The sequence below is a fragment of the Roseovarius pacificus genome (assembly GCF_900142665.1).
GTDB classification, from domain to species: Bacteria; Pseudomonadota; Alphaproteobacteria; order Rhodobacterales; family Rhodobacteraceae; genus Roseovarius; species Roseovarius pacificus.
Window position 1 is genome coordinate 110,539 of sequence record NZ_FRBR01000007.1, and the last position, 19,892, is coordinate 130,430.

General features: G+C 63.0%; 20 protein-coding genes. 12 read left to right on the forward strand and 8 right to left on the reverse strand.

What is annotated here, in order from left to right; genetic code table 11:
- Window positions 1–40 precede the first annotated feature (40 nt).
- A complete protein-coding gene (locus BUB53_RS13125) occupies window positions 41–1,273 on the reverse strand; it encodes a cytochrome b/b6 domain-containing protein (protein ID WP_073035228.1) in 1,233 nt (410 codons plus the stop codon).
- Window positions 1,274–1,446: 173 nt separating this feature from the next.
- On the opposite strand from BUB53_RS13125, the gene fabD reads away from it, so the two are divergent.
- The 6 genes from fabD to mltG all read left to right on the forward strand — a co-directional run bounded on the left by fabD (window position 1,447) and on the right by mltG (window position 7,380).
- On the forward strand, window positions 1,447–2,388 hold the full coding sequence (gene fabD, locus BUB53_RS13130) for an ACP S-malonyltransferase (protein ID WP_073035229.1): 942 nt from the start codon (window positions 1,447–1,449) through the stop codon (window positions 2,386–2,388).
- Window positions 2,389–2,460: 72 nt separating this feature from the next.
- Complete coding sequence (gene fabG, locus BUB53_RS13135; RefSeq protein ID WP_073035230.1) at window positions 2,461–3,198, forward strand: 3-oxoacyl-[acyl-carrier-protein] reductase; 738 nt, start codon at window positions 2,461–2,463, stop codon at window positions 3,196–3,198.
- 454 nt (window positions 3,199–3,652) lie between these two features.
- Window positions 3,653–3,886, forward strand: coding sequence for an acyl carrier protein (locus tag BUB53_RS13140; protein WP_036558652.1), 234 nt, complete (start codon window positions 3,653–3,655; stop codon window positions 3,884–3,886).
- Window positions 3,887–4,093: 207 nt separating this feature from the next.
- Window positions 4,094–4,837, forward strand: coding sequence for a 1-(5-phosphoribosyl)-5-[(5-phosphoribosylamino)methylideneamino] imidazole-4-carboxamide isomerase (locus tag BUB53_RS13145; RefSeq protein WP_073035231.1), 744 nt, complete (start codon window positions 4,094–4,096; stop codon window positions 4,835–4,837).
- A 129-nt stretch (window positions 4,838–4,966) separates the two neighbouring features.
- The gene (gene fabF / locus BUB53_RS13150; protein WP_073035232.1) at window positions 4,967–6,226 is read left to right on the forward strand and encodes a beta-ketoacyl-ACP synthase II; all 1,260 of its coding nucleotides are present in this window, start codon (window positions 4,967–4,969) and stop codon (window positions 6,224–6,226) included.
- The gene (gene mltG / locus BUB53_RS13155; RefSeq protein ID WP_073035233.1) at window positions 6,226–7,380 is read left to right on the forward strand and encodes an endolytic transglycosylase MltG; all 1,155 of its coding nucleotides are present in this window, start codon (window positions 6,226–6,228) and stop codon (window positions 7,378–7,380) included. Before fabF ends, mltG begins: the two co-directional genes overlap by 1 nt.
- 337 nt (window positions 7,381–7,717) lie before the next feature.
- Here mltG and BUB53_RS13160 read toward each other — a convergent pair whose 3' ends face one another.
- Both BUB53_RS13160 and BUB53_RS22480 read right to left on the reverse strand, forming a co-directional pair.
- Window positions 7,718–8,215, reverse strand: coding sequence for an SMI1/KNR4 family protein (locus BUB53_RS13160; protein ID WP_143163214.1), 498 nt, complete (start codon window positions 8,213–8,215; stop codon window positions 7,718–7,720).
- A gap of 56 nt (window positions 8,216–8,271) precedes the next feature.
- Window positions 8,272–8,493, reverse strand: coding sequence for a hypothetical protein (locus BUB53_RS22480; RefSeq protein WP_159437826.1), 222 nt, complete (start codon window positions 8,491–8,493; stop codon window positions 8,272–8,274).
- 397 nt (window positions 8,494–8,890) lie between these two features.
- Here BUB53_RS22480 and BUB53_RS22485 point away from each other — a divergent pair, with 397 nt between their 5' ends.
- Window positions 8,891–9,823: a hypothetical protein gene (locus BUB53_RS22485; RefSeq protein ID WP_159437828.1), complete on the forward strand. Its 933-nt coding sequence runs from the start codon at window positions 8,891–8,893 to the stop codon at window positions 9,821–9,823.
- A 396-nt stretch (window positions 9,824–10,219) separates the two neighbouring features.
- Here the strand turns inward: BUB53_RS22485 and BUB53_RS13165 are convergent, their stop codons facing one another.
- A complete protein-coding gene (locus BUB53_RS13165; RefSeq protein WP_073035235.1) occupies window positions 10,220–10,612 on the reverse strand; it encodes a VOC family protein in 393 nt (130 codons plus the stop codon).
- A gap of 187 nt (window positions 10,613–10,799) precedes the next feature.
- Window positions 10,800–12,062 (reverse strand): SulP family inorganic anion transporter, encoded by a 1,263-nt coding sequence (locus tag BUB53_RS13170; protein WP_073035236.1) that lies wholly within the window; start codon window positions 12,060–12,062, stop codon window positions 10,800–10,802.
- 93 nt (window positions 12,063–12,155) lie between these two features.
- Between BUB53_RS13170 and BUB53_RS13175 the strand changes: the two genes are divergently transcribed.
- Window positions 12,156–12,641 (forward strand): flavodoxin family protein, encoded by a 486-nt coding sequence (locus BUB53_RS13175; protein WP_073035305.1) that lies wholly within the window; start codon window positions 12,156–12,158, stop codon window positions 12,639–12,641.
- A gap of 152 nt (window positions 12,642–12,793) precedes the next feature.
- Window positions 12,794–13,696 (forward strand): AEC family transporter, encoded by a 903-nt coding sequence (locus BUB53_RS13180; RefSeq protein WP_073035306.1) that lies wholly within the window; start codon window positions 12,794–12,796, stop codon window positions 13,694–13,696.
- A 266-nt stretch (window positions 13,697–13,962) separates the two neighbouring features.
- Here BUB53_RS13180 and BUB53_RS13185 read toward each other — a convergent pair whose 3' ends face one another.
- Window positions 13,963–14,646 carry a nucleoside/nucleotide kinase family protein gene (locus BUB53_RS13185; RefSeq protein WP_073035237.1) on the reverse strand — a complete coding sequence of 228 codons (684 nt, stop codon included), beginning with the start codon at window positions 14,644–14,646 and terminating at the stop codon, window positions 13,963–13,965.
- Window positions 14,647–15,243: 597 nt separating this feature from the next.
- On the opposite strand from BUB53_RS13185, the gene BUB53_RS13190 reads away from it, so the two are divergent.
- Together BUB53_RS13190 and BUB53_RS13195 are read left to right on the forward strand one after the other, a co-directional pair.
- On the forward strand, window positions 15,244–15,585 hold the full coding sequence (locus BUB53_RS13190) for a hypothetical protein (protein ID WP_073035238.1): 342 nt from the start codon (window positions 15,244–15,246) through the stop codon (window positions 15,583–15,585).
- A gap of 100 nt (window positions 15,586–15,685) precedes the next feature.
- The gene (locus BUB53_RS13195; RefSeq protein ID WP_073035307.1) at window positions 15,686–17,962 is read left to right on the forward strand and encodes a phage tail protein; all 2,277 of its coding nucleotides are present in this window, start codon (window positions 15,686–15,688) and stop codon (window positions 17,960–17,962) included.
- Between the two features lie 19 nt (window positions 17,963–17,981).
- Here the strand turns inward: BUB53_RS13195 and BUB53_RS13200 are convergent, their stop codons facing one another.
- Both BUB53_RS13200 and BUB53_RS13205 read right to left on the reverse strand, forming a co-directional pair.
- A complete protein-coding gene (locus BUB53_RS13200) occupies window positions 17,982–18,530 on the reverse strand; it encodes a cytochrome b (RefSeq protein ID WP_073035239.1) in 549 nt (182 codons plus the stop codon).
- 119 nt (window positions 18,531–18,649) lie between these two features.
- Window positions 18,650–18,988: a TraR/DksA family transcriptional regulator gene (locus BUB53_RS13205; RefSeq protein ID WP_073035240.1), complete on the reverse strand. Its 339-nt coding sequence runs from the start codon at window positions 18,986–18,988 to the stop codon at window positions 18,650–18,652.
- Between the two features lie 85 nt (window positions 18,989–19,073).
- Here BUB53_RS13205 and cysE point away from each other — a divergent pair, with 85 nt between their 5' ends.
- On the forward strand, window positions 19,074–19,889 hold the full coding sequence (gene cysE / locus BUB53_RS13210) for a serine O-acetyltransferase (RefSeq protein WP_073035241.1): 816 nt from the start codon (window positions 19,074–19,076) through the stop codon (window positions 19,887–19,889).
- The last annotated feature ends 3 nt before the right edge of the window (window positions 19,890–19,892 follow it).

Consider the following 19,892-nt stretch of genomic DNA (forward strand, 5'->3'; position numbering starts at 1 on the left):
ACGGCTGGCCCTTTTTTTGTTTGCCAGTGCCGGGGCCGTGTCAGCCCCGGTTTGCGGTCAGATCGAACCGGATATCCACATCCGCGCCAAGCGATCCCGTGCCCTCTGCGCCGACGTTGAAATCGCGGCGGTCCACGCTCAACCCGCCCTGAGCGGTGGCGCTGTCACCGTCCACCGTCAGGTCGAACGGCATTTCGACGGGAACCGACTGATCGCGGATCGTCAGGGTTCCGCGCGCGACATGGCCCTGATCGGTGGCGATCAGGTCGGCAGTGAACCGGGCGGTGGGGAAGTTCTCCGCATTGAAATATTCGGCTCCCATGGCCTGATCCGTGACCGACCCCAGGGTCAGTGAGCCAATCGAGATCACGACGGCGACCTCGCCGTGTTTACCGGTTGCATCGGGTGTTTCCGAATAGCTGATATCGGCGGTCCAATCCGCAAAGCTGCCGGTCACGTCCGAGCCCATTTGCAAGACCGTGATTTCGAGCGTGCCGTCTTGGACCTGCCATTCACTTTGTACGGTTTCCAGGGGTTGGCTGGTTTCGGCTGTTTCAGATGCTGGCGCGTGCCCCAGCGGAAGCCAGCCAAGCGCACCAGCCCCGCCAAGCGCAACGGCCCACAGGGCCAGAGCCGTCACGGCAGGCAGAACGTGACCGGGTTGTTTTTCGGTCGGCTGGCCAGGGGCGTGGCCGGGCAACATGCGGCGCAGGGTGGCATCGCGGTCGATCACATGGTGCTTGAGCGCCCCGGCGATGTGCAGGACGATGGCGCCGATCAGAACCCATTGCAGGATGTAATGCAATACGCCGGACAGGTCGGCCACATAGGCGTCTTTCGGCACGAAGGGCAGGTTTTGTCCGAAGGGCCACCAGATCGGGGCAAAACCGGACGTGGCCGCGTGGTGCACCCAGCCGGTCAGCGGAACCGCGACAAGAGAGCCGTAAAGCAGCCAGTGGACCGTTTCGGCCAGCCATGCCTCGGCGGTGTGGTCACCGTTCAGGAGGCCGGGTTTGGTTTGCGCCAAGGCCCACAGGATGCGCGCGAGCGCGACGAAGAACACGGTGACGCCGATGGTTTTGTGCATGGAAAACAGGATTGCGGCCCATTGCACGGTGGCTTCGGATGCCGCGATGTCGGGGTTGCGTACCTGATGGGCAAGGTCGTTGGCGATGATCCCAAGCGGAATCGCCGCCAGGATCAATAGCGCGGTCAGCCAGTGAAAGGTCTTGGTGACGCTGCCATAGGTGGTCGGGGTGTTGCTGGCGGGCATGGAATGCTCCTGATTGAAATCTTCGACGCAACATTAACGCCGGGGGCGGAACGGACAATCCCACGCTGCGCACAGGTCACGTGCATGTGTGCCGCAGCCGGGGTTGCCCGTTGCCTCGGCGGGCGAGGCGCGCTATCGGGGGAATTACCGAACAAGAAAGACAAGAGGTCACGATGAGCCGAGCATTCGTATTTCCGGGGCAGGGGGCGCAGACGATTGGCATGGGCCGGGCACTGGCCGAAGCGTACCCGTCTGCAAAGGCGGTTTTCGACGAGGTCGATGAGGCCCTGGGCGAAAAGCTGAGCGATCTCATCTGGGAGGGCGAGCAAGACACGCTGACCCTGACGCAAAACGCGCAACCCGCGCTGATGGCGACCTCGCTGGCGGCGATGCGCGCGCTTGAGGCCGAAGGGGTGGCGATTGATGCGGCGTCGATGGTGGCCGGGCACTCTTTGGGAGAATATTCGGCATTGGCCGCTGCCGGGGCGCTGAGTGTGGCGGACTGCGCCCGCCTGCTGCGCACGCGTGGCGAGGCCATGCAAAAGGCCGTGCCGGTGGGCGAGGGCGCGATGGCCGCAATTCTGGGCCTCGATCTGGAGGCCGTGCGCGACGTGGCCGGGGCTGCCGCGCAGGGTGAGGTCTGTCAGGCCGCCAACGATAACGATCCGGGGCAGGTCGTGGTCTCGGGGCACAAGGCCGCCGTGGAGCGTGCGGTGGAGATTGCCAAGGAAAAGGGCGCGAAGCGGGCCATGTTGCTGCCGGTCAGCGCGCCGTTCCACTGTGCCCTGATGCAGCCCGCCGCCGATGTGATGGCCGAGGCCTTGAGCGCCGTGGACATCGCCGCGCCCAAGGTGCCGCTGGTGGCCAATGTCCGCGCCGCTGCGGTGACGGACCCGGATGAGATCCGCCAGTTGCTGGTCGAGCAGGTGACGGGATCGGTTCGCTGGCGTGAATCGGTGCTTTATATGGCCGCTCAGGGCGTGACCGAGGTCTGGGAGATCGGCGCGGGCAAGGCGCTAAGCGGGATGATCCGCCGGATCGACCGGGCATTGGCGACCCGTGCGGTCGGCACGCCCGAGGACGTGAATGCGGCGGTCGAGGCGCTGAACGGCTAGGGCCGGGACAAAACGAATTGTCTTGCCGGATGTCCTGTGGATATCCGGCGATGAAGCAAAAGGATATGCAAGATGTTTGATCTGACAGGAAAAACCGCCCTCGTCACAGGTGCGTCGGGTGGGATCGGCGGCGCGATTGCACGGGCGCTGCATGGCGCAGGCGCGACCGTGGGCCTGAGCGGCACGCGCACCGAGCCGCTTGAGGCGCTGGCCTCGGAACTGGGTGAGCGTGCCCATGTCCTGCCGTGCAACCTTGGCGATGCCGAGGCGGTCGAGGCCCTGCCCAAGCAGGCCATCGAGGCCATGGGCGGGCTGGATATTCTGGTGAACAACGCCGGGATCACCCGCGACCAGATTTTCATGCGCATGTCCGACGAGGAATGGGCGCAGGTGCTGGATGTGAACCTGACATCGTCGATGCGGCTGTGTCGGGGTGTAATGCGCACGATGATGAAGGCCCGTTGGGGGCGTATCATCAATATCAGCTCCATCGTCGGGGCCACGGGCAATCCCGGTCAGGCCAACTATGCCGCCTCCAAGGCGGGTCTTGTCGGGATGACCAAATCCATCGCCTATGAGGTCGCCAGCCGCGGGATCACCGCCAATGCCGTGGCGCCGGGGTTCATTGCGACGGCGATGACCGACAAGCTGACCGACGATCAGAAAGACAAGATCAACGCGCAAATCCCTGCCGCACGCATGGGCGCGCCCGAGGAAATCGCCGCCGCCGTATTGTATCTGGCCAGCCCCGAGGCCGGGTATGTCACCGGCACGACGTTGCACGTGAATGGCGGCATGGCCATGATCTGAGCCGCGGGTTCCGGTCTGCACGTCCTGCGGGAATCAGTGGATGCGATGCGATGACCGGGGCCGGAGATTGTTTGCATCCGGGCCCCTGACCGCTGCGTATCAGGCCGGGATCAGGGGGCGGATGGCCTTGCGTAAGGGCCGCTTGCTGTGGTTTGTTATGTTTCGCCAACAGCTTAGCGATCACGCTGCGGAGTTTGGGGCGACCATGGCTCCGGTTCGGCTCCGTCGGGGCGGCAGCGGCCGGTCGGGTGGCCATTGGCGAAAGGATTTGCCAACGGCGCGCCATGTGCTATAGGCGGCGCAGTTCGGCTGGGAGGTGGCATTCGCCCGTCCGGGCCACCCGCTTTGGCGGGATGAGACATCCGCCCCGTGGGGCATAACCAAAGCCGCTTCCCGGCTGGGGCAGGGGCAGCAAAGCGGGTCGGCAGACCCCGAAGTAAATGAGGATTATGACATGAGCGATATCGCAGACCGCGTGAAGAAAATCGTCGTAGAGCATCTGGGTGTGGAAGAGGACAAGGTTGTCGAGAACGCCTCGTTCATCGACGATCTGGGCGCAGACAGCCTTGACACGGTCGAACTGGTCATGGCCTTCGAGGAAGAGTTCGGTATCGAGATTCCCGACGATGCAGCCGAAACCATCCAGACCTTCGGCGATGCTGTGAAATTCATCAGCGAAGCATCGTAAGCAAGACGCTCACCCGATCGGGTGACAGGCCCCTGCCGGTTCGGCAGGGGCCTTTTTCGTGTCTGTATTGGGGGCAGGAAAATTTGGCGAGGGCGTTAATCGATGCTATGATGCCGATTTGTTGACATCCCGCCCCGCCATCTGCTGGCAAGATCATGCTGTCCCGATAGGTCGGGGTATAGTTTTCGCAACGGAAGGTCTGTGGCCATGATCATCTATCCCACCCTCGAACTGATGAACGGTAAATGCGTGTCGCTGACGCGTGGCCGGCTGAATGAACCGGTGATCTGGCATGTGGACCCGGTTGAAACCGCCCGCGGCTTTGCCGCCGCCGGTGCCGAATGGATTCACGTGACGGACATCGACGCCCTGACGGGCGAGGGAAACAATGACGATCTGATCGGGGACATCATCCGTGCCGCCGGTACACCTGTCCAGCTTGGTGGCGGGTTCCGCTCGCGCGAGCGGGTTGAAAGCTGGATCGACCGTGGCGCGGGCCGCGTCGTGATCGGCACGATGGCGGCGCATGATCCGGATTTGTTGCGTGAACTGGCCAAACTGCATCCTGACCAGATCGTTCTGGCCGTGGATATCTATGAGGGCTCTGTCATGACCGAAGGCTGGAAATCGCGCAGCGCCTTCGAACCGGAGACCTATGTCAAGGCTTTCGACGATGCGCCTCTGGCGGGAATTATCGTTACGGATATCGACGCCGATATCGAGGACAGCGATGGCAGCCTTGCCGTGATCACCGGCCTTGCCGCGCAGACTCACCACCCGGTCATTGCACGTGGGACCGTAAGCAGCGCCGACGATGTATCGCGGTTGAAATACGTGCCCAACATTGCCGGGACACTGATTGGCCGGGCTTTGCTGTCCAAGGATGTCGATCTGGCCGAGGCCATCGCCATGGGCCATGCCGAGACCGAACCGCAGGCCGAGTTTCAGTAAACAGGAATTCAAACCGGGTCATCGGCGGAGTGGCGTCAACATGGCCCGGCGCATGCAGCGCCGCTCTTGCCCCCCGGTGGCAAGGCGGGTTATGAGCAACCCTTGAAGAGGTAAGGAAAGGGCAGAAGCATGCGTCGAGTGGTTGTCACGGGGCTGGGGTTGGTCACGCCTTTGGCGTCCGGCGTTGAAAAAACGTGGGCACGGCTTCTGGACGGACAATCGGGGGCGGGAACCATTACCCGTTTCGATCCCCAGAACGTGGCGACGAAATATGCCTGCGAGGTGCTGCTTGGCGATGGCTCGGACGGGACGTTCAACGCCGATGACCACATGGCGCCCAAAGAGCGCCGCAAGGTGGATGACTTCATCCTTTACGGTGTCGCCGCCGCCGATATGGCGGTCAAGGATGCGGGCTGGACCCCTGAAGACGAAGAGAGCCGTGAGCGCACGGGCGTGATGCTGGGCTCGGGGATCGGCGGGTTGCGCTCGATCGAGGAGACCACGCTGCTTATTCGCGACAAGGGCGTGCGCCGTGTGTCGCCGTTCTTTATTCCCGGTGCGCTGATCAACCTGATCAGCGGGCAGGTCAGCATTCGTTACGGGTTCAAGGGGCCCAACCATTCGGTGGTGACGGCCTGTTCCACGGGGGCGCATGCCATCGGGGATGCGTCGCGCCTGATCCAGTATGGCGATGCCGATGTGATGGTGGCCGGCGGGGCCGAGGCGGCGATCTGTGAGATCGGGATCGCCGGGTTCAACGCCTGCAAGGCGCTCAGCACCAAGCGCGCCGACGACCCGCAGCGCGCCAGCCGTCCCTATGACGAAGATCGCGACGGGTTCGTCATGGGCGAGGGCGCGGGCGTGGTCGTGCTGGAGGAATACGAACACGCCAAGGCGCGCGGCGCCAAGATCTATGCCGAGGTTCTGGGCTATGGCCTGTCGGGCGATGCCTATCACATCACCGCGCCCTCCGAGGATGGCGATGGTGGGTTCCGGGCGATGACATCCGCGTTGAAACATGCCGGTGTCGATCCGTCCGAGGTGGATTACATCAACGCGCATGGCACCAGCACCATGGCGGACACGATCGAACTGAAAGCGGTCGAGCGTCTGCTGGGCGACGCCGCGGGGCAGGCGACCATGAGTTCGACCAAGTCGTCGGTCGGGCACCTTCTGGGGGCGGCGGGCGCGATCGAGGCGATCTTCTCGATTCTCGCGATCCGCGATCAGGTTGCGCCGCCGACGATCAATCTTGAAAACCCGGCGGTCGACACCGCGCTCGATCTGGCGCCGAATGCCAAGCGGGAACGCAAGATCGACGTGGCGATTTCGAACAGCTTCGGCTTTGGCGGCACGAATGCCTGCCTGTGCATTGGGAAACCGCGCTGATGTGGCGGCATATCGCCTCGAATTTCCTGACCTTTCTGGTGGTGATCGTGTTCCTGATCGGGGGCGTGATCCTGTGGGGGCAGTCGGAATATAACGCCACCGGTCCGCTGGACGATCCGATCTGCCTGCGTGTCGAGCGCGGCAGCAACATGCGCGCGATTTCGCGGCGGCTGGCCGATGAAGGGGCGATCAGCAACGGGACGATCTTTCGGGTCGCAACCGAATACACCGACAAGACCGCCCTTCTGAAAGCCGGGAGCTGGCTGATCCCCGAGGGGGCCAGCATGTCCGAGATCGCCGATCTGATCACCAAGGGCGGGGCCAGCACCTGTGGCACCGAAGTGGTGTACCGGATCGGGGTCAACCGCGCGGGTGTGGAAGTGCGCGAGCTGGACCCGGCGACCAGCCGCTATGTGGAGATGGCCGCGTTTATCCCCGGAGAAGAGGACGCCCCCGCCCTGTTTCAGTCGGTGCGCGAAAAGGCCGATACGCGCTATCGCATTGCAATGGCCGAGGGCGTGACCAGCTGGCAGGTCGTCAACGCATTGAATTTAATGGATATTCTGGACGGCGAAATCGAGGAGATTCCCGCCGAAGGCAGTCTTGCGCCCGACAGTTACGAGGTGCGCGAGGGCGACACCCGCGAAAGCGTGATTGCGCGGATGCGGGAGGCGCAGGATGTGATTTTGGCGGGGGCCTGGGAATCGCGGCAGGAGGGGTTGCCGCTGGAGGGGCCGTATGAGGCCTTGATCCTGGCGTCGATCATCGAGAAGGAAACCGGCATCGCGGAAGAGCGCGGGCAGGTGGCCAGCGTGTTCGTCAACCGCCTGCGGGAGGGGATGCGGCTGCAGACCGACCCGACGGTGATCTACGGGATCACCAAGGGCGAGGGTATTCTGGGGCGGGGGTTGCGTCAGAGTGAGCTTCGGTCCGAAACCCCTTGGAATACTTATGTAATTCCGGGTCTTCCGCCGACGCCGATCGCCAATCCGGGCCGCGCCAGCATCGAAGCGGCGGTCAACCCCGAGGAGACCGACTATATCTTCTTCGTGGCGGACGGATCGGGGGGGCATGCCTTTGCCGAGACGCTGGACGAGCATAACCGCAATGTCGCGCGCTGGCGCGAAATCGAGGCCGGGCGCACCGCGGAGTGATCCGGTCGGCCGTTTCGCCCGGTCCTGCGCGTTTCGTACGTTTTGTACGATGTGTACGCGGGTTTTGTACGAAACTCCGGGGGTGTTCGGGAATTTGCGTCCATGAGGGACGCAAATCGGCCGGTATAGGGCGCGGGATTTCTGGCAACGCATGGCGGGATGTCGAGAGCCGGGAGGGTGGCCTTTGGGGCTGCTGTGCCTGGGATCGGTTTGCGTGTTGTCTGAGGGCAGGCAGGTTGGCTGCACCTGCGGTGCGGGTGTGGCGGGTCATGAAAGCCGGATGGTTGGGTTTGAGGCCAAGGCGGCCACCTCAATACCTGCAACGAAATGCTGGAACTTACAGCCCTAACTCTTTCTTTAAAAAATCAGAAAACATCTTTGGCCCTTCAACTTCCTCCGCATCATTTCCTTCGGAGAAAAAGAAACATTCAGGGTCGTCAGAGGTCTGAGACAAATCAAACCACGCCGCCATATATCCTTGATGCATGAAGAAGCAAAACAGGTCGTCAAGTTGGTCAATAGATATCTCATTCTCAGAAAGCAGTTCAGGAAGCGCTGCCGTGTTTTCTAGGACATCGCTCAGAAACCAATCACTTCCTTTCAATCGGCCATGCTTATCATTACCCATCCAAAGCAAGTATTCGCGGTACGCTGCTGGAAGACGCCGCCCTAAACTCTGTTCCAGAATCGTTACATCGCGCTCGGAACATCCTCTGGGTTCGCCAAATTCTGAGGCGTAGCGCTTGGAATACGAATTTTTGATTGACGTAAGGTGCATCGCATCCTTTGACATTGGCGAAAGGGAATAAATGCTTCCTAGTGTTACTGATTTCATATGAGGCCATATCGGAAAGAAAGAAGCAATCGGCGAACGGCAGCTTTGTCCGGCTGTTATTCGGATTTAAATCGCAGAGGTCTTCCCGTGCGCGAAACAGCGCCGAAGGCGCCGCGCATCGCCGGGCCGCCCCCCGGCGCGGCGATTTGGCTGATGCAAGGACCACGCTCTGATGTTTTCATGATTTGGCTGACATAAAGCATTGCCAAATAACTGTTGGATCGCCGCACCGCGGCCCGGCGATGCGCGGCTTGGGTAACGGCAGTTTTGTCTCTCATGGCAGTCACCGGCATCAGGTGTCGCAGGTGCGCGGCTTTGATCTCTTTCGGGTTTGGCGGGCATAAACTGCGCCGAAGGATCGTTTGATCGCCATCCCGCGGTCTGGCGCTGTGCGGCTTGCGCAAGGCGTGCCTTGATTCCGGGCTGTGATGGAGGTGGGGTGGGTGTCTGGATTGAGGCCAAAGTACCGGATGCTGCGTGACGCGCGAATGCCCGTAATGCGCGGGAAGCGGAGTTTGCAAAGCTTGGCCCGTTTCCCGACAACGGCCTTTCGTGTAGGGTGCAGCGAAGGGCGGGTTGGAGGCCATTCTTCCATATTTCTGCGGCGTGGCTTATGTCTGGTTTAGTTGAAGACGTAAGGCAGACTTGCAGTGCTTTGGGGGAAAGGGTTCCAAATTGTTTCCACTAAATCCCTCGACAGTTTTCCAATTAGTCTTGATTGGGGTTGCCTTGTCCGCAGCTCTTGCGGTGCAATGCGGCTGGCGATGGCGCATCACACTTGTTTTTATAATGGTAGCGCTTCCTGCCGCGTTTCTTTGGTCCGAAGCGCCAACAGGCCAATATGCAGGATTAGCATATTTAATCGTTCTTGGCGGGGCAGCGATTGCACTAGTTGTCGGAGTAATCTTTGGTCGCGCCCTGCGTATCGCGACCATTGGAACGATGTTTACTTTCGCGGTGATTTTCTTTGTTGCGGCCTCCGCTGCAGGGCTCCAGTTGTATCGGCAACACGTTCCAGAAAGCTGCTCGGGATCACCTATTCACGTCCGGATCGCAGGGAAAAACCTGCGTATTCCACCTGAGATGAGACCTCGCTTAAAGAACGGTGATGATATTGGCCACTTCGGGAGCGTAGATAGAAAGTCAGATTTTGCATGGTTTTGCAGGATTAGCGAGAATGGAACCCGCCCTATCGACATGGACACAGTAGGGCTAACTCCTGCATCAAGCCATAGCGCCATGACTGCTACCTGTAGTGGCGACGAGCCGCCGAATTGGTGTAGCATTTACTCCCCTGAGCCATATCGATTCATAGGGAATATTCTTATTGCACCAGAGGCCGAACCTGGCTTCCATTTACCGTATTGGAAGGAAGGTGGCTCCCTTAAGAAGGACCGACAAGGAGACCTAAATTTCGGCTCAGTTTGTCTATTGTCGGATGCAGACTCCCTAACTCAATGCTGGGCTTGGCAGCCGTTTGGCGAAGGGTCGCGTTTAACAATTAGCACAAACAACCTTGACCGAACATTTGACGGTATGCCGATTGAGCAGGCCCGAGAGATGATACGCCAAGCACGAAAAGTTGCTCTATCAATAATTGACCAGTGATCGAAGCCAGAGCAAACGTTCGGCCTTCGCTTCGATGGCTGCAAAGCGGACGTTGGGCGGCAAAATTTCTACAGTCGATTTGTCCCGCATTTTACCAGTTCGCGACCCATGCGGTGAAGGTCAGCTATCACAGAATTGAGCTAAGGGCTGTGGGTCCGCTCCGGGCTGTGACCCGTCATTGGTGCGATTGCGGCAAACGGCAGTTCCGTCCCTTATAGCAGTCATCGGCACCGTGTCCGGCTGTGAAACCGCAGAGGTCTTCCCGTGCGCGGCGCCTTCGGCCGCTGTTTCGCGCGAGTGGGAAGACCTCTGCGGGTACAATCCAGACAACAGCCGGACACAGTGCCGATGGTCGGCATGTGGAACAAGGGAAACTTTGGGGACAAACATGATAGGTCAGTCTATCACGGCGAAAATCTCAATTACGTTGTAGTCTGGATCGCGGAAAAACAGAGTTCTATGTCCGAAGTCCTGATCAACGGGCCCTTCGACGATGATGACCTCTTCGCGAAGAAGATATGAGTGCCATCGGTCAACAGCATCGTACTGAACCTGAAATGCCAATTGCACACTGACGGACTGCTTGGGAACGTCTTTGTCGTTCCACATCAGCCATTTGCCGCGCGGTCTCAGCGCAAGAAAAGTTGCGCCGCAATCGAACCGCACCCACTCAGGATGATCTTCGACAAGGCGAAGCCCGACGACATTGAGATAGAATGCCCTGGCAGTCGAGATGCTTCGGCATGGTAATATGATGTAATCCAGTTGGACGAGTGTGGTTGGTTTCATCGGTCCATTGTAGGTACAAGCGACAAAGCATCACGACCCGAAACTTGCGCAATTTCATATCCGCTTCGGCCTCATTCCAGACATTCCCCTCGCGATCCATAAATACCCGGTTCGCCCTCAAAGGAACCACCTGTGCCACAAAGAAAGACCTCTCTGGCACGGGCCTCGGCGACGATGGCCACCCCCCTCACCTGTCCGGCGTTTCCCATTCCGAGGCGGGCACGTCGCGCCGCCGCAGGCGCAGCGCCAGCCCCAGGGCCACGCCCACGCCGATCGCCACCGTCAGGTCGGCCACCACCGTCAGGACCAGCGTCAGCACCAGCAGGAACTGGTCCGACCGCCGCTCCCTGAAATATCCCGGCCAGCGGTGCGGCTCGCTCATGTTCCATGCCGTCAGGATCAGCAGCGCGGCCAGCGCGGGCATCGCCATGAACCCCGCCAGCGGCGCGGCCACCAGCATCACCAGCAGGATCACCGCCGCATGCACCAGCCCCGCCACCGGCGTCTTGCCCCCGGCGCGCACATTGGTGGCGGTCCGGGCAATCGCCCCCGTCGCGGGCAGCCCCCCGAACAGCGCCGATCCCAGATTGGCCGCACCCTGCGCCAGCAACTCGGCATTGGGCCGGTGCCGTCCGCCGATCATCCGGTCGGCCACCATCGCCGACAACAGCGACTCGACCCCGGCCAGAAAGGCGATCACCACCGCCGAGGGCAACAGCTCCCCGAGCCGCGCAAGGCTCATGTCGGGCCATGCCGGAGCGGGCAGCCCCCGCGGCAGATCGCCGAACCGCGACTGGATCGTGTCCACCGGCCAGCCAATCAGCGCCACCGCCCCCGAGGTCAGCGCCACCGCCACGATCAGGCCGGGAAAGCGCGGAAAGGCCCGGCGCAGCGCCACGATCAGCCCCATCGTCACCAGCCCGATCCCCAGGGCCGGAATGTTCAGCGTCTCGCGCGCCGCCCACAGCGCCGACAGCTTTTCGAAAAACTCCGCCGGAACCTCGTGCATGGACAGCCCGAAAATATCCTTGATCTGGCTGGTGGCGATCACCACCGCGATGCCGATGGTGAACCCGTTGATCACCGGCTCGGGCACCAGCTGAATCAACCGTCCGGCGCGGAAGAAACCGGCGATCAGCAGGATGGCCCCCGCCATCAGCGTCGCCAGCACCAGCCCGTCATAACCGTGTTCGGCGATCACCCCGAACACCACGACGATGAACGCCCCGGTCGGCCCGCCGATCTGCACCCGGCTTCCGCCCAGCGCCGAGATCAGCCCGCCCGCGACAATCGCCGTCACCAGCCCCTTTTCCGGCGGCGCCCCCGAGGCGATGGCGATGGCAAGGCTCAGCGGCAGGGCCACCATCGCCACGGTGATCCCCGCCAGCACATCCGCGACAAGCGTCTGACGATCATAGGTTTTCAGCGTCGTGAGTATCTTGGGTTTCATGCGCGTATCATTGCGCCTCCGCCGGGCGGGGTGCAAGCAGGATGTGAACCGGAGCGTCTGGCCTCGCCGCCCGGCACCCGCTATCTTGCGCCCATGGCACAGCTTCTGATCGTCTATCACTCGCGCACCGGCGGCAGCCGGCAGATGGCAGAGGCCGCCTTTGGCGCGGCCCGGAAAGAAACCGACACACGCCTGATCCCCGCCGACCGGGCCGGGCCGGACGACCTGCTGGCGGCGGCGGGCTACATCTTCTGCGCGCCGGAAAACCTTGCCGCGATTTCGGGCGTGATGAAGGATTTCTTCGACCGCTGCTATTACCCCGTCCTCGGGCGGATCGAGGGCCGCCCCTATGCCCAGATGGTCTGCGCCGGATCGGACGGCGAAAACGCCGTGCGCCAGATCGCCCGCATCGCGCAGGGCTGGCGGCTGCGCCCGGTGCAGGAGGCGCTGATCGTTTGCACCCACGCCCAGACCCCCGAACAGATCCTTGCCGAAAAAACCATCCCCGACCCTGAGCTCGCCAAATGCCGCGAGATCGGCCAGGCCCTCGCCGCCGGTCTCGCCATGGGGATGTTCTGAGCGGGGCATCACGGGCGGCATAGCCCCCCGACTGGCCGTCATCGCCACCCGGCGTTTGACTGTGGCGCAGCCATATGCGCATCTGTGCGCCAAACCCCGAAGCCCCCGCCACCGGCAAACGCCCACCGACCGCATCGAGGCCAAGCGACACCGTGCTGATCTTCACCATCTGGCCCCTTTTCGCGCTGATCTGCCTTGGCTTCGTCATGGCGCGCGCGGGCTTTCCGTCGTCCGGCTTCTGGCCCGCCGCCGAACGGCTGAATTATTTCGTCCTGTTTCCCGCCCTGCTGTTTTCCAGCCTCGCCAATGCGCCGGTCCATGACCCCGAGGTTCTGCGCCTTGGCGGCGCGGCGGTGGCGATCCTGCTGATCGCCAGCCTTGCCCTGATGCTGGCGCGCCGGCTCAGGCCCACCCCTGCCGCGCGGTTCGGCCCGGCGGTGCAGGGCATGATCCGTTTCAACACTTACCTGGCCTTCGCCGTGATCGGCAGCATCGCCGGGTCGGGCGGCATGGCGCTTGCGGCGGTCTATGTCGCGGTGGCCGTTCCCGTGGTCAACATACTGGCCATCGTCGCCCTGACCGAGAAAAGCGCGGGCAGGCACGCGCTGGTCCTGCTGAAAACCATCCTGCGCAATCCGCTGATCCTGGCCTGCCTCGCCGGGCTGGCGGTGGCGCTTGGCGGAATCGGCCTGCCCTTTGGTACCGGGGCGTTCCTGTCCCTGCTCGCACAGGGCAGCCTGCCGCTGGGCCTGCTCTGCGTCGGGGCCGCCCTGCAACCGGCACAGATGCGGCGCGACGTGGCCGCACTCGGCACCATCGCGGGCCTGCGCCTTCTGGGCATGCCCGTGCTCGCCACCGCCGTCGCGCTCGCCCTCGGGCTCGACGGGGCGGCGGCGCTGGTGCTCGTCGTCTTTTCGGCAGTGCCCACCGCCCCGACCTCCTATGTGCTGACCCGGCAACTGGGCGGCGACGGCCCCTTCATGGCCGGGATCATCACCAGCCAGACGCTGGCCTCGGTCCTGACCCTGCCCATGGTGTTTGAGCTTCTGGGGTGAGCGGGCCCGGACAAGCCGCGCATCGCCGGGCCGCCGGTCGCACCGGAGGGGCGCGGATTATGGGTGGTACGCCTCTGGCGGGACCGGGCTGGCGATTGGCGGAGGCTGGTGCGCCGCTTTGATCTGTTTCGGATTTGGCGGGCGTAAACTGCGCTGAAGGACCGTTTGATCGCCATCCCGCGGCCCGGCGATGCGCGGCTTGCGCAAGACGTGCCTTGATTCCGGGCTGTGATGGAGGTGGGGTGGGTGTCTGGATTGAGCCCAACTCAACCGAACGCGAAACTTAAGATCGGCCCTCTGAAATCCGCGTTATTCCAAGTTACATTGGCGTGAGATTGGGGGGTGTTCTCGTCAATGTAGAAATCGCAAGCCGCCTGATAGCGCTCGTCGTGAAGCTTGCTCGCCACGTCTATCCCACCTAACCGGTCGGCATCGCGAAGCGCCCCCCTCTGTGTCGCAATTGTCCGATCTACGTCGACAAAGACAACATAGTCCCACAGCCGTCGCAGTTTAGGTACCAAAAGAAAGCTGCCATCGACGATGAGTATGGTGTCCGCGCTAATAGACTCGGGCGGCTCATTGATCGGTTCATCCGCGTGCAGATCATAAGAACGCGTGTGGATCGACCAGGAACCATCACCGGAATTAGGTCCTACGCTAAGCGGTTGCAGCAATAGGCGAGCAACGGCCTCCAGATCGTATGCATCTTCATAATAGCCACGAGCCGAGGCGCGACCTTGCCGGTAACGGATGGCAATTGGATTGTGAAACCCATCCACACCGACGTGCAGAACCGGACGCCCCTGCACGCGTAACGCCTCCGCCAACTCTGTCGCCAGTGTTGTCTTGCCAGATGCAATGCGCCCATTCACCGCGACACGCTGCGGACGCCCGTTTGGCAACGTAGCAATCGCATCTGCGATGGCCGCAAGAGCTTCTTCGCGATTCAATCAATCACCCTCCGAGTTTGGTGAACACACCAATTCCATCGCACTGAAATTAAAGCATTCATGCCGGATTTTGAAGGTCCGCTTAGTCCACATACCGGCCATAGGCACCATATCCGGCTGCTATCCGGATCGTACCCGCAGAGGTCTTCCCGCACGCGCGAAACAGCGCCGAAGGCGCCGCGCATCGCCAGACCGCCCATACGGGCTGGCGATTGGGTGAGGTCCGCGCCCCGTTCCAAGCTCTTTCGGATTTGGCGGGTATAAACTGCGCTGAAGGACCGTTTGATCGCCATCCCGCGGTCTGGCGATGCGCGGCTTGCGCAAGGGTGCCTTTGTTTTCATGACTTGGCGGCCATAAAGCGCCATTGACCAAAAGGGGGGATCGCCGCACTGCGGCCCGGCGATGCGCGGCTTGCGTGAATGGTGACCCCGGTCGCGTGCCCTGTCGTCCCCCCATCCCGCACCGCACGCTCCCTTTAACCGGTCTTAACGCGCCTTGGGTCAGCCTTGTTTCCTGTCAGATGGACGGGGCGGCCGGTGGGCCGTTCTCCTCAATCGGAAGGGACCGGGCAAGAGAAACACGAGGCATGAGCACGAATGGTTTTGATCACCCCCGACGAGGGGCCCACGGGCCTGACCACCTCGATCGACGCGCTGGAGCGGCAGTTGTCGGACATGCGCGAGGATATCGAGGTCATCTACCGGAAGATCCGGGCAGGGGAACTCGGCGAACTGAAGAACGCGGCCAGGGCGACGGCGGAAATCCGGCAATGGCTGAAGATCGCGATAGAAGCGGAGGCGCAACTTGAAAAACGCAGGAAACAGGAAAAAGGCATCGCACGGGAGTATGCCCTCGACCTTGGAGAGGCACGGGCTTCGGTCTGCTGCCGGCTGGATCGTCTCAGAAGGGCCAGATGTCCAGGACGATTTTCTGGATAGTCTCGATCAGGGCGAGCTGATGGCGCTGCCCTATCTGTTCGAGTTCTGGGCGCTGGAGCATCAGGTGCCGCCCGAGGGGGACTGGACCAACTGGATCGTGATGGGCGGGCGCGGCGCGGGCAAGACCCGCGCGGGCGCGGAATGGGTGCGCGCGCAGATCGAGGGCGACAGGCCGATGCAGGCCGGGCGGTGCCGCCGCATGGCGCTGGTGGGGGAAACCGTCGACCAGGTGCGCGAGGTGATGATTTTCGGCGAAAGCGGCATCATGGCCTGTTCGCCCCCCGACCGGCGGCTCGACTGGCAGGCCAGCCGCAAGCGTCTGGTCTGGCCCAACGGCGCGACGGCGCAGGTGTTTTCGGCGCATGATCCCGAGGGGCTGCGCGGGCCGCAGTTCGATGGGGCTTGGGCGGACGAATACGGCTGCGCGGCGGTGGACAAGGGAACCAACCAGCCCAATAAGTTCCTCGATGCCAAATCCTCGGAATCCAGCCTGCCACGGCATTCCACGGGGCGGCGGGACGAGTTGATCCAGCTTCAATACCTGCGCGCGATGGCAGGCTACTGGACCGATCCGGCGAACAACCCGGTGTCCGAAGAATACGACGGCCCGATGCTGGACTGGGATCATAGCTGTGCCTGGGCGTGGGATGCGCGGCCCTATCCGTTTTTCCCCAACAACCGCGCGCTGTGGGGGGATGGTGAGAACTATGCCAGGGGGCACTGGCTGAACGGGCGGGTGTCGGGGCGCACGCTGGCCTCGGTGGTCGATGAGGTGACGGCGCGGGCCGGTCTGGTGCATACCGATACCGGCGGGCTGCACGGGTATCTGCGCGGCTATCTGGTGGATCAGGTCGAAGAGGCGCGCGGCGCGCTGCAACCATTGATGCTGCGCTACGGATTCGACGCCATCGAACGCGATGGCCTGTTGCAGTTTCGCATGCGCGACGGGCGGGCGGATGCCGTGCTCGATCCCGACTGGCTGGTGCGCGATGCCGAACTGGACGGCGTGATCGAGCAGACCCGCGGCAGCGAGGTGGAACAGGCGGGCCGGGTGCGGCTGCGGTTCATTGAGGCCGATGCCGATTTCGCGGTGATCGCCGAAGAGGCGATCCTGCCCGATGACAGCACCCATGCGGTGGCGACCTCGGAAATGCCGCTGGCGATGACGCGCGCCGAAGGGCGCGAGACCGTCGAACGCTGGCTGTCCGAGGCGCGGGTGTCCACCGACACCGTGCGCCTTGCCCTGCCGCTGTCGCGGCTCGGCACCGGGGCCGGTGACGTGATTGCGCTGCCCGAAGAGGGCGGGCAGGGGCTCTACCGGATCGACCGGGTCGAACAGATGGCCCAGACCCAGAGGGCCGAGGCCGTGCGGATCGAGCCGGAAACCTATCGCCCGGTCGATTTCGGGGACGAACCCGCGCAGGTTCGCGCCTTCACTGCGCCGGGGCCGGTCACGCCGCTGTTTCTGGACCTGCCGCTCATGACCGGAGAGGAAGTGCCGCACGCACCGCATATCGCGGTCACGGCCGATCCGTGGCCCGGTGCGGCGGCGCTCTATGCGTCGGATGTGGATGCGGATTACGCCCTGAACCGCCTGCTGAACCAGCCGACCCCGGTCGGGCTAACCGAAACGCCGCTGATCGCGGCCTGCCCGGCGCGTATCGACAAGGGCGAGGGCCTGCTGGTGCGGATGGTCGGCGGGGAATTGCAAAGCGTGGGCGATGCGGCCTTTCTGAGTGGCGCGAACCTCTGCGCGATCGGCGATGGCACGCCGGACGGGTGGGAATTGTTCCAGTTCCGCGACGCCGATCTGGTGGGAGAGGAGACCTATCTGCTAAACCATCGCCTGCGCGGGCAGTTGGGCACCGAAGGCGCGATGCGCAAGGTCTGGCCCGCCGGGTCGATCATCGTGCGCCTGGATGGCAGCCCTGTGCAGATCGACATGCCCGAGGCCAGGCGCGGGCTGGCGCGCCATTACCGTATCGGCCCGGCGGATCGCCCGGTGGACGATCCCTCCTATCAGGGCGCGGTGGCGGCGTTCGACGGGATCGGCCTGCGCCCCTATGCGCCGGTGCATCTGCGCCACGGCATGGATGCGGGCGGGGACCGGCACTTTGGCTGGATTCGCCGTACCCGGATCGGCGGCGACAGGTGGGACACGCCCGAGGTGCCCCTTGGCGAGGAGCGCGAAGCCTATGTCCTGCGGGTGATGCAGGGCCCGCAGGTTCTGCGCGAGGTCACCGTAGGGGCGCCGGAATGGACCTACACCGCCGCCGCGCAGGCGCAGGACGGCATCACGGGGCCGTTCACGGTACAGGTCGCGCAGGTGTCGGCGCTCTACGGGGCGGGGGCGGTCGCCACGCTCGGCATCGGCTGAGCGTGGCAAGGCCGGGCTGTTATTCGCTGCCTCGGGTCATCCGTGCGATGCGGTTTTCGTTCCACGCGCGGTCATGCACCACGGCCATTGCGATATGCCCGGCGGTCAGCGCCAGCAGAACCCAGCCCAGTTCGCCATGCCAATTGCTGCCGAGGTTGGTCATCCATTCGATCCTGGGTTCGAATTTGTCGAAGATCTGGATGCCGAAGGCGCTGAACCCGCGTCCCGATCCATAAGACCGGATCAGCGCGATGACCGGCACCGCGAAGAGCAGGCCATACATCGCCACATGCCCCAGAGCGGCGGCCTTGTCGAGGCCGCCGACATGCTGCGGACGGCGCGGAATGTTGATCAGCCCCCAGACCGCGCGCAACGCGACCAGCACCAGCAGCAACAGCCCGAATGGCTGGTGCCACGCGAAAAAGAAATCGGCCAGCGGCGTCTCGTCCACAAGGAAATGCAACGCTGCGGATATGGCCTGCCACAGGATCAGGGCCGCCATGGACCAGTGGAAAAACCGGCTGATCACACCATAGCCGCGGGCGTGATCCATCACTTGCATATTCATCTGTCTCTACCTCGTTTCCATATCATAAAAAACGTCCGCCTGCATGATACGGGCGGGGCTGGCGGTTCCGTCGCGGACAGGTGACGTTTTTGCGATAATCCGGTCCCTTGCACAATAATTCAGCCGTTTGCACAATCCACGCAACGGGTTGCCGCAGGGTCCAGAGCCAACCGGCCCGGTGCGATCTGATCGCCGCACGCCTCGCAATAGCCGAATTCGCCCTCGTCCATGCGCCTCAATGCGGCCTCCAGCCGTTTGCGCTCGCTTTGGCGGCGGGCCTGCGTGGCCCTGGCCATCGCCTGATTTTGCAGGGCGCCCTGACGGCTCAGCCGCCCGACGGCCTGCTGGTCCAGCTCGACGGTGGCCTGTCCGGCCTCGCCCAGCCGGTCTTCGGCCTCCAGTTCGGCCAGCCTGTTCCCGATCAGCACCCGGAATCGGGCGTGCTCATCCCCATTCATTTGCCTGATCCTTCCGATCACAGCTTTGCGTTTTGCCTCGGCGTCCTATCTGCTATACTCAACCACCGAATTTGGGAGCATGCAAATGGCTGAAACCCGCGCAAAACTGGCCGAACTGGATCCGGTCTGGGGCCGCATCCGCACCGAGGCCGGCGAGGCGATTGAATACGAACCGCTGCTTGGCGGGGTGATCCACTCGTCGATCCTGCACCACAAGACGCTGGAATCAGCATTGGCCTACCGGATTTCCCTCAAGCTCGCCTCGACCGAGATGCCCGAGCAGATCCTGCGCGAGATTTGCGATGCCGCCTACAAGGCCGACCCGTCGCTGGCCGTGGCGGCGCGCGCCGATATCGTCGCCGTGCATGATCGCGACCCGGCCTGTGACCGTTTCATTCAGCCGATGCTGTTCTTCAAGGGTTTCCAGGCCGTGCAGGCCTACCGCGTGTCGCACTGGCTCTGGCGCGAGGGGCGGCGCGACATGGCGCGGTTCTTCCAGATGCGCGCCTCCGAGGTGTTCGGGATCGACATTCACCCGGCGGCGCGGATCGGCAAGGGCATCATGATCGACCACGCCCATTCTATCGTCATCGGCGAAACGGCGGTGGTCGGCGACAACGTGTCGATGCTGCACTCGGTCACGCTCGGCGGCACCGGCAAGGAAGAAGAGGATCGCCACCCCAAGATCGGCAATGGCGTGCTGATCGGGGCGGGGGCCAAGGTGCTGGGCAATATCCGCGTGGGCAACTGCTCGCGCATTGCCGCAGGCTCGGTAGTTCTGCAAGAGGTGCCGCCCTGCAAAACGGTGGCGGGCGTCCCGGCCAAGATCGTGGGCGAAGCGGGCTGCGATCAGCCTTCGGTCAGCATGGATCAGCTTCTGGGCACCAAGGGTTCGGATTGACGC

Excerpts from the sequence above, each read along its gene's own strand:
- BUB53_RS13125 (WP_073035228.1), bottom strand. The coding sequence starts at position 1,273 with ATGCCCGCCAGCAACACCCCGACCACCTATGGCAGCGTCACCAAGACC.
- fabD (WP_073035229.1), top strand. The coding sequence starts at position 1,447 with ATGAGCCGAGCATTCGTATTTCCGGGGCAGGGGGCGCAGACGATTGGC.
- fabG (WP_073035230.1), top strand. The coding sequence starts at position 2,461 with ATGTTTGATCTGACAGGAAAAACCGCCCTCGTCACAGGTGCGTCGGGT.
- BUB53_RS13140 (WP_036558652.1), top strand. The coding sequence starts at position 3,653 with ATGAGCGATATCGCAGACCGCGTGAAGAAAATCGTCGTAGAGCATCTG.
- BUB53_RS13145 (WP_073035231.1), top strand. The coding sequence starts at position 4,094 with ATGATCATCTATCCCACCCTCGAACTGATGAACGGTAAATGCGTGTCG.
- fabF (WP_073035232.1), top strand. The coding sequence starts at position 4,967 with ATGCGTCGAGTGGTTGTCACGGGGCTGGGGTTGGTCACGCCTTTGGCG.
- mltG (WP_073035233.1), top strand. The coding sequence starts at position 6,226 with ATGTGGCGGCATATCGCCTCGAATTTCCTGACCTTTCTGGTGGTGATC.
- BUB53_RS13160 (WP_143163214.1), bottom strand. The coding sequence starts at position 8,215 with ATGAAATCAGTAACACTAGGAAGCATTTATTCCCTTTCGCCAATGTCA.
- BUB53_RS22480 (WP_159437826.1), bottom strand. The coding sequence starts at position 8,493 with ATGAGAGACAAAACTGCCGTTACCCAAGCCGCGCATCGCCGGGCCGCG.
- BUB53_RS13165 (WP_073035235.1), bottom strand. The coding sequence starts at position 10,612 with ATGAAACCAACCACACTCGTCCAACTGGATTACATCATATTACCATGC.
- BUB53_RS13170 (WP_073035236.1), bottom strand. The coding sequence starts at position 12,062 with ATGAAACCCAAGATACTCACGACGCTGAAAACCTATGATCGTCAGACG.
- BUB53_RS13175 (WP_073035305.1), top strand. The coding sequence starts at position 12,156 with ATGGCACAGCTTCTGATCGTCTATCACTCGCGCACCGGCGGCAGCCGG.
- BUB53_RS13190 (WP_073035238.1), top strand. The coding sequence starts at position 15,244 with ATGGTTTTGATCACCCCCGACGAGGGGCCCACGGGCCTGACCACCTCG.
- BUB53_RS13195 (WP_073035307.1), top strand. The coding sequence starts at position 15,686 with ATGGGCGGGCGCGGCGCGGGCAAGACCCGCGCGGGCGCGGAATGGGTG.
- BUB53_RS13200 (WP_073035239.1), bottom strand. The coding sequence starts at position 18,530 with ATGAATATGCAAGTGATGGATCACGCCCGCGGCTATGGTGTGATCAGC.
- BUB53_RS13205 (WP_073035240.1), bottom strand. The coding sequence starts at position 18,988 with ATGAATGGGGATGAGCACGCCCGATTCCGGGTGCTGATCGGGAACAGG.
- cysE (WP_073035241.1), top strand. The coding sequence starts at position 19,074 with ATGGCTGAAACCCGCGCAAAACTGGCCGAACTGGATCCGGTCTGGGGC.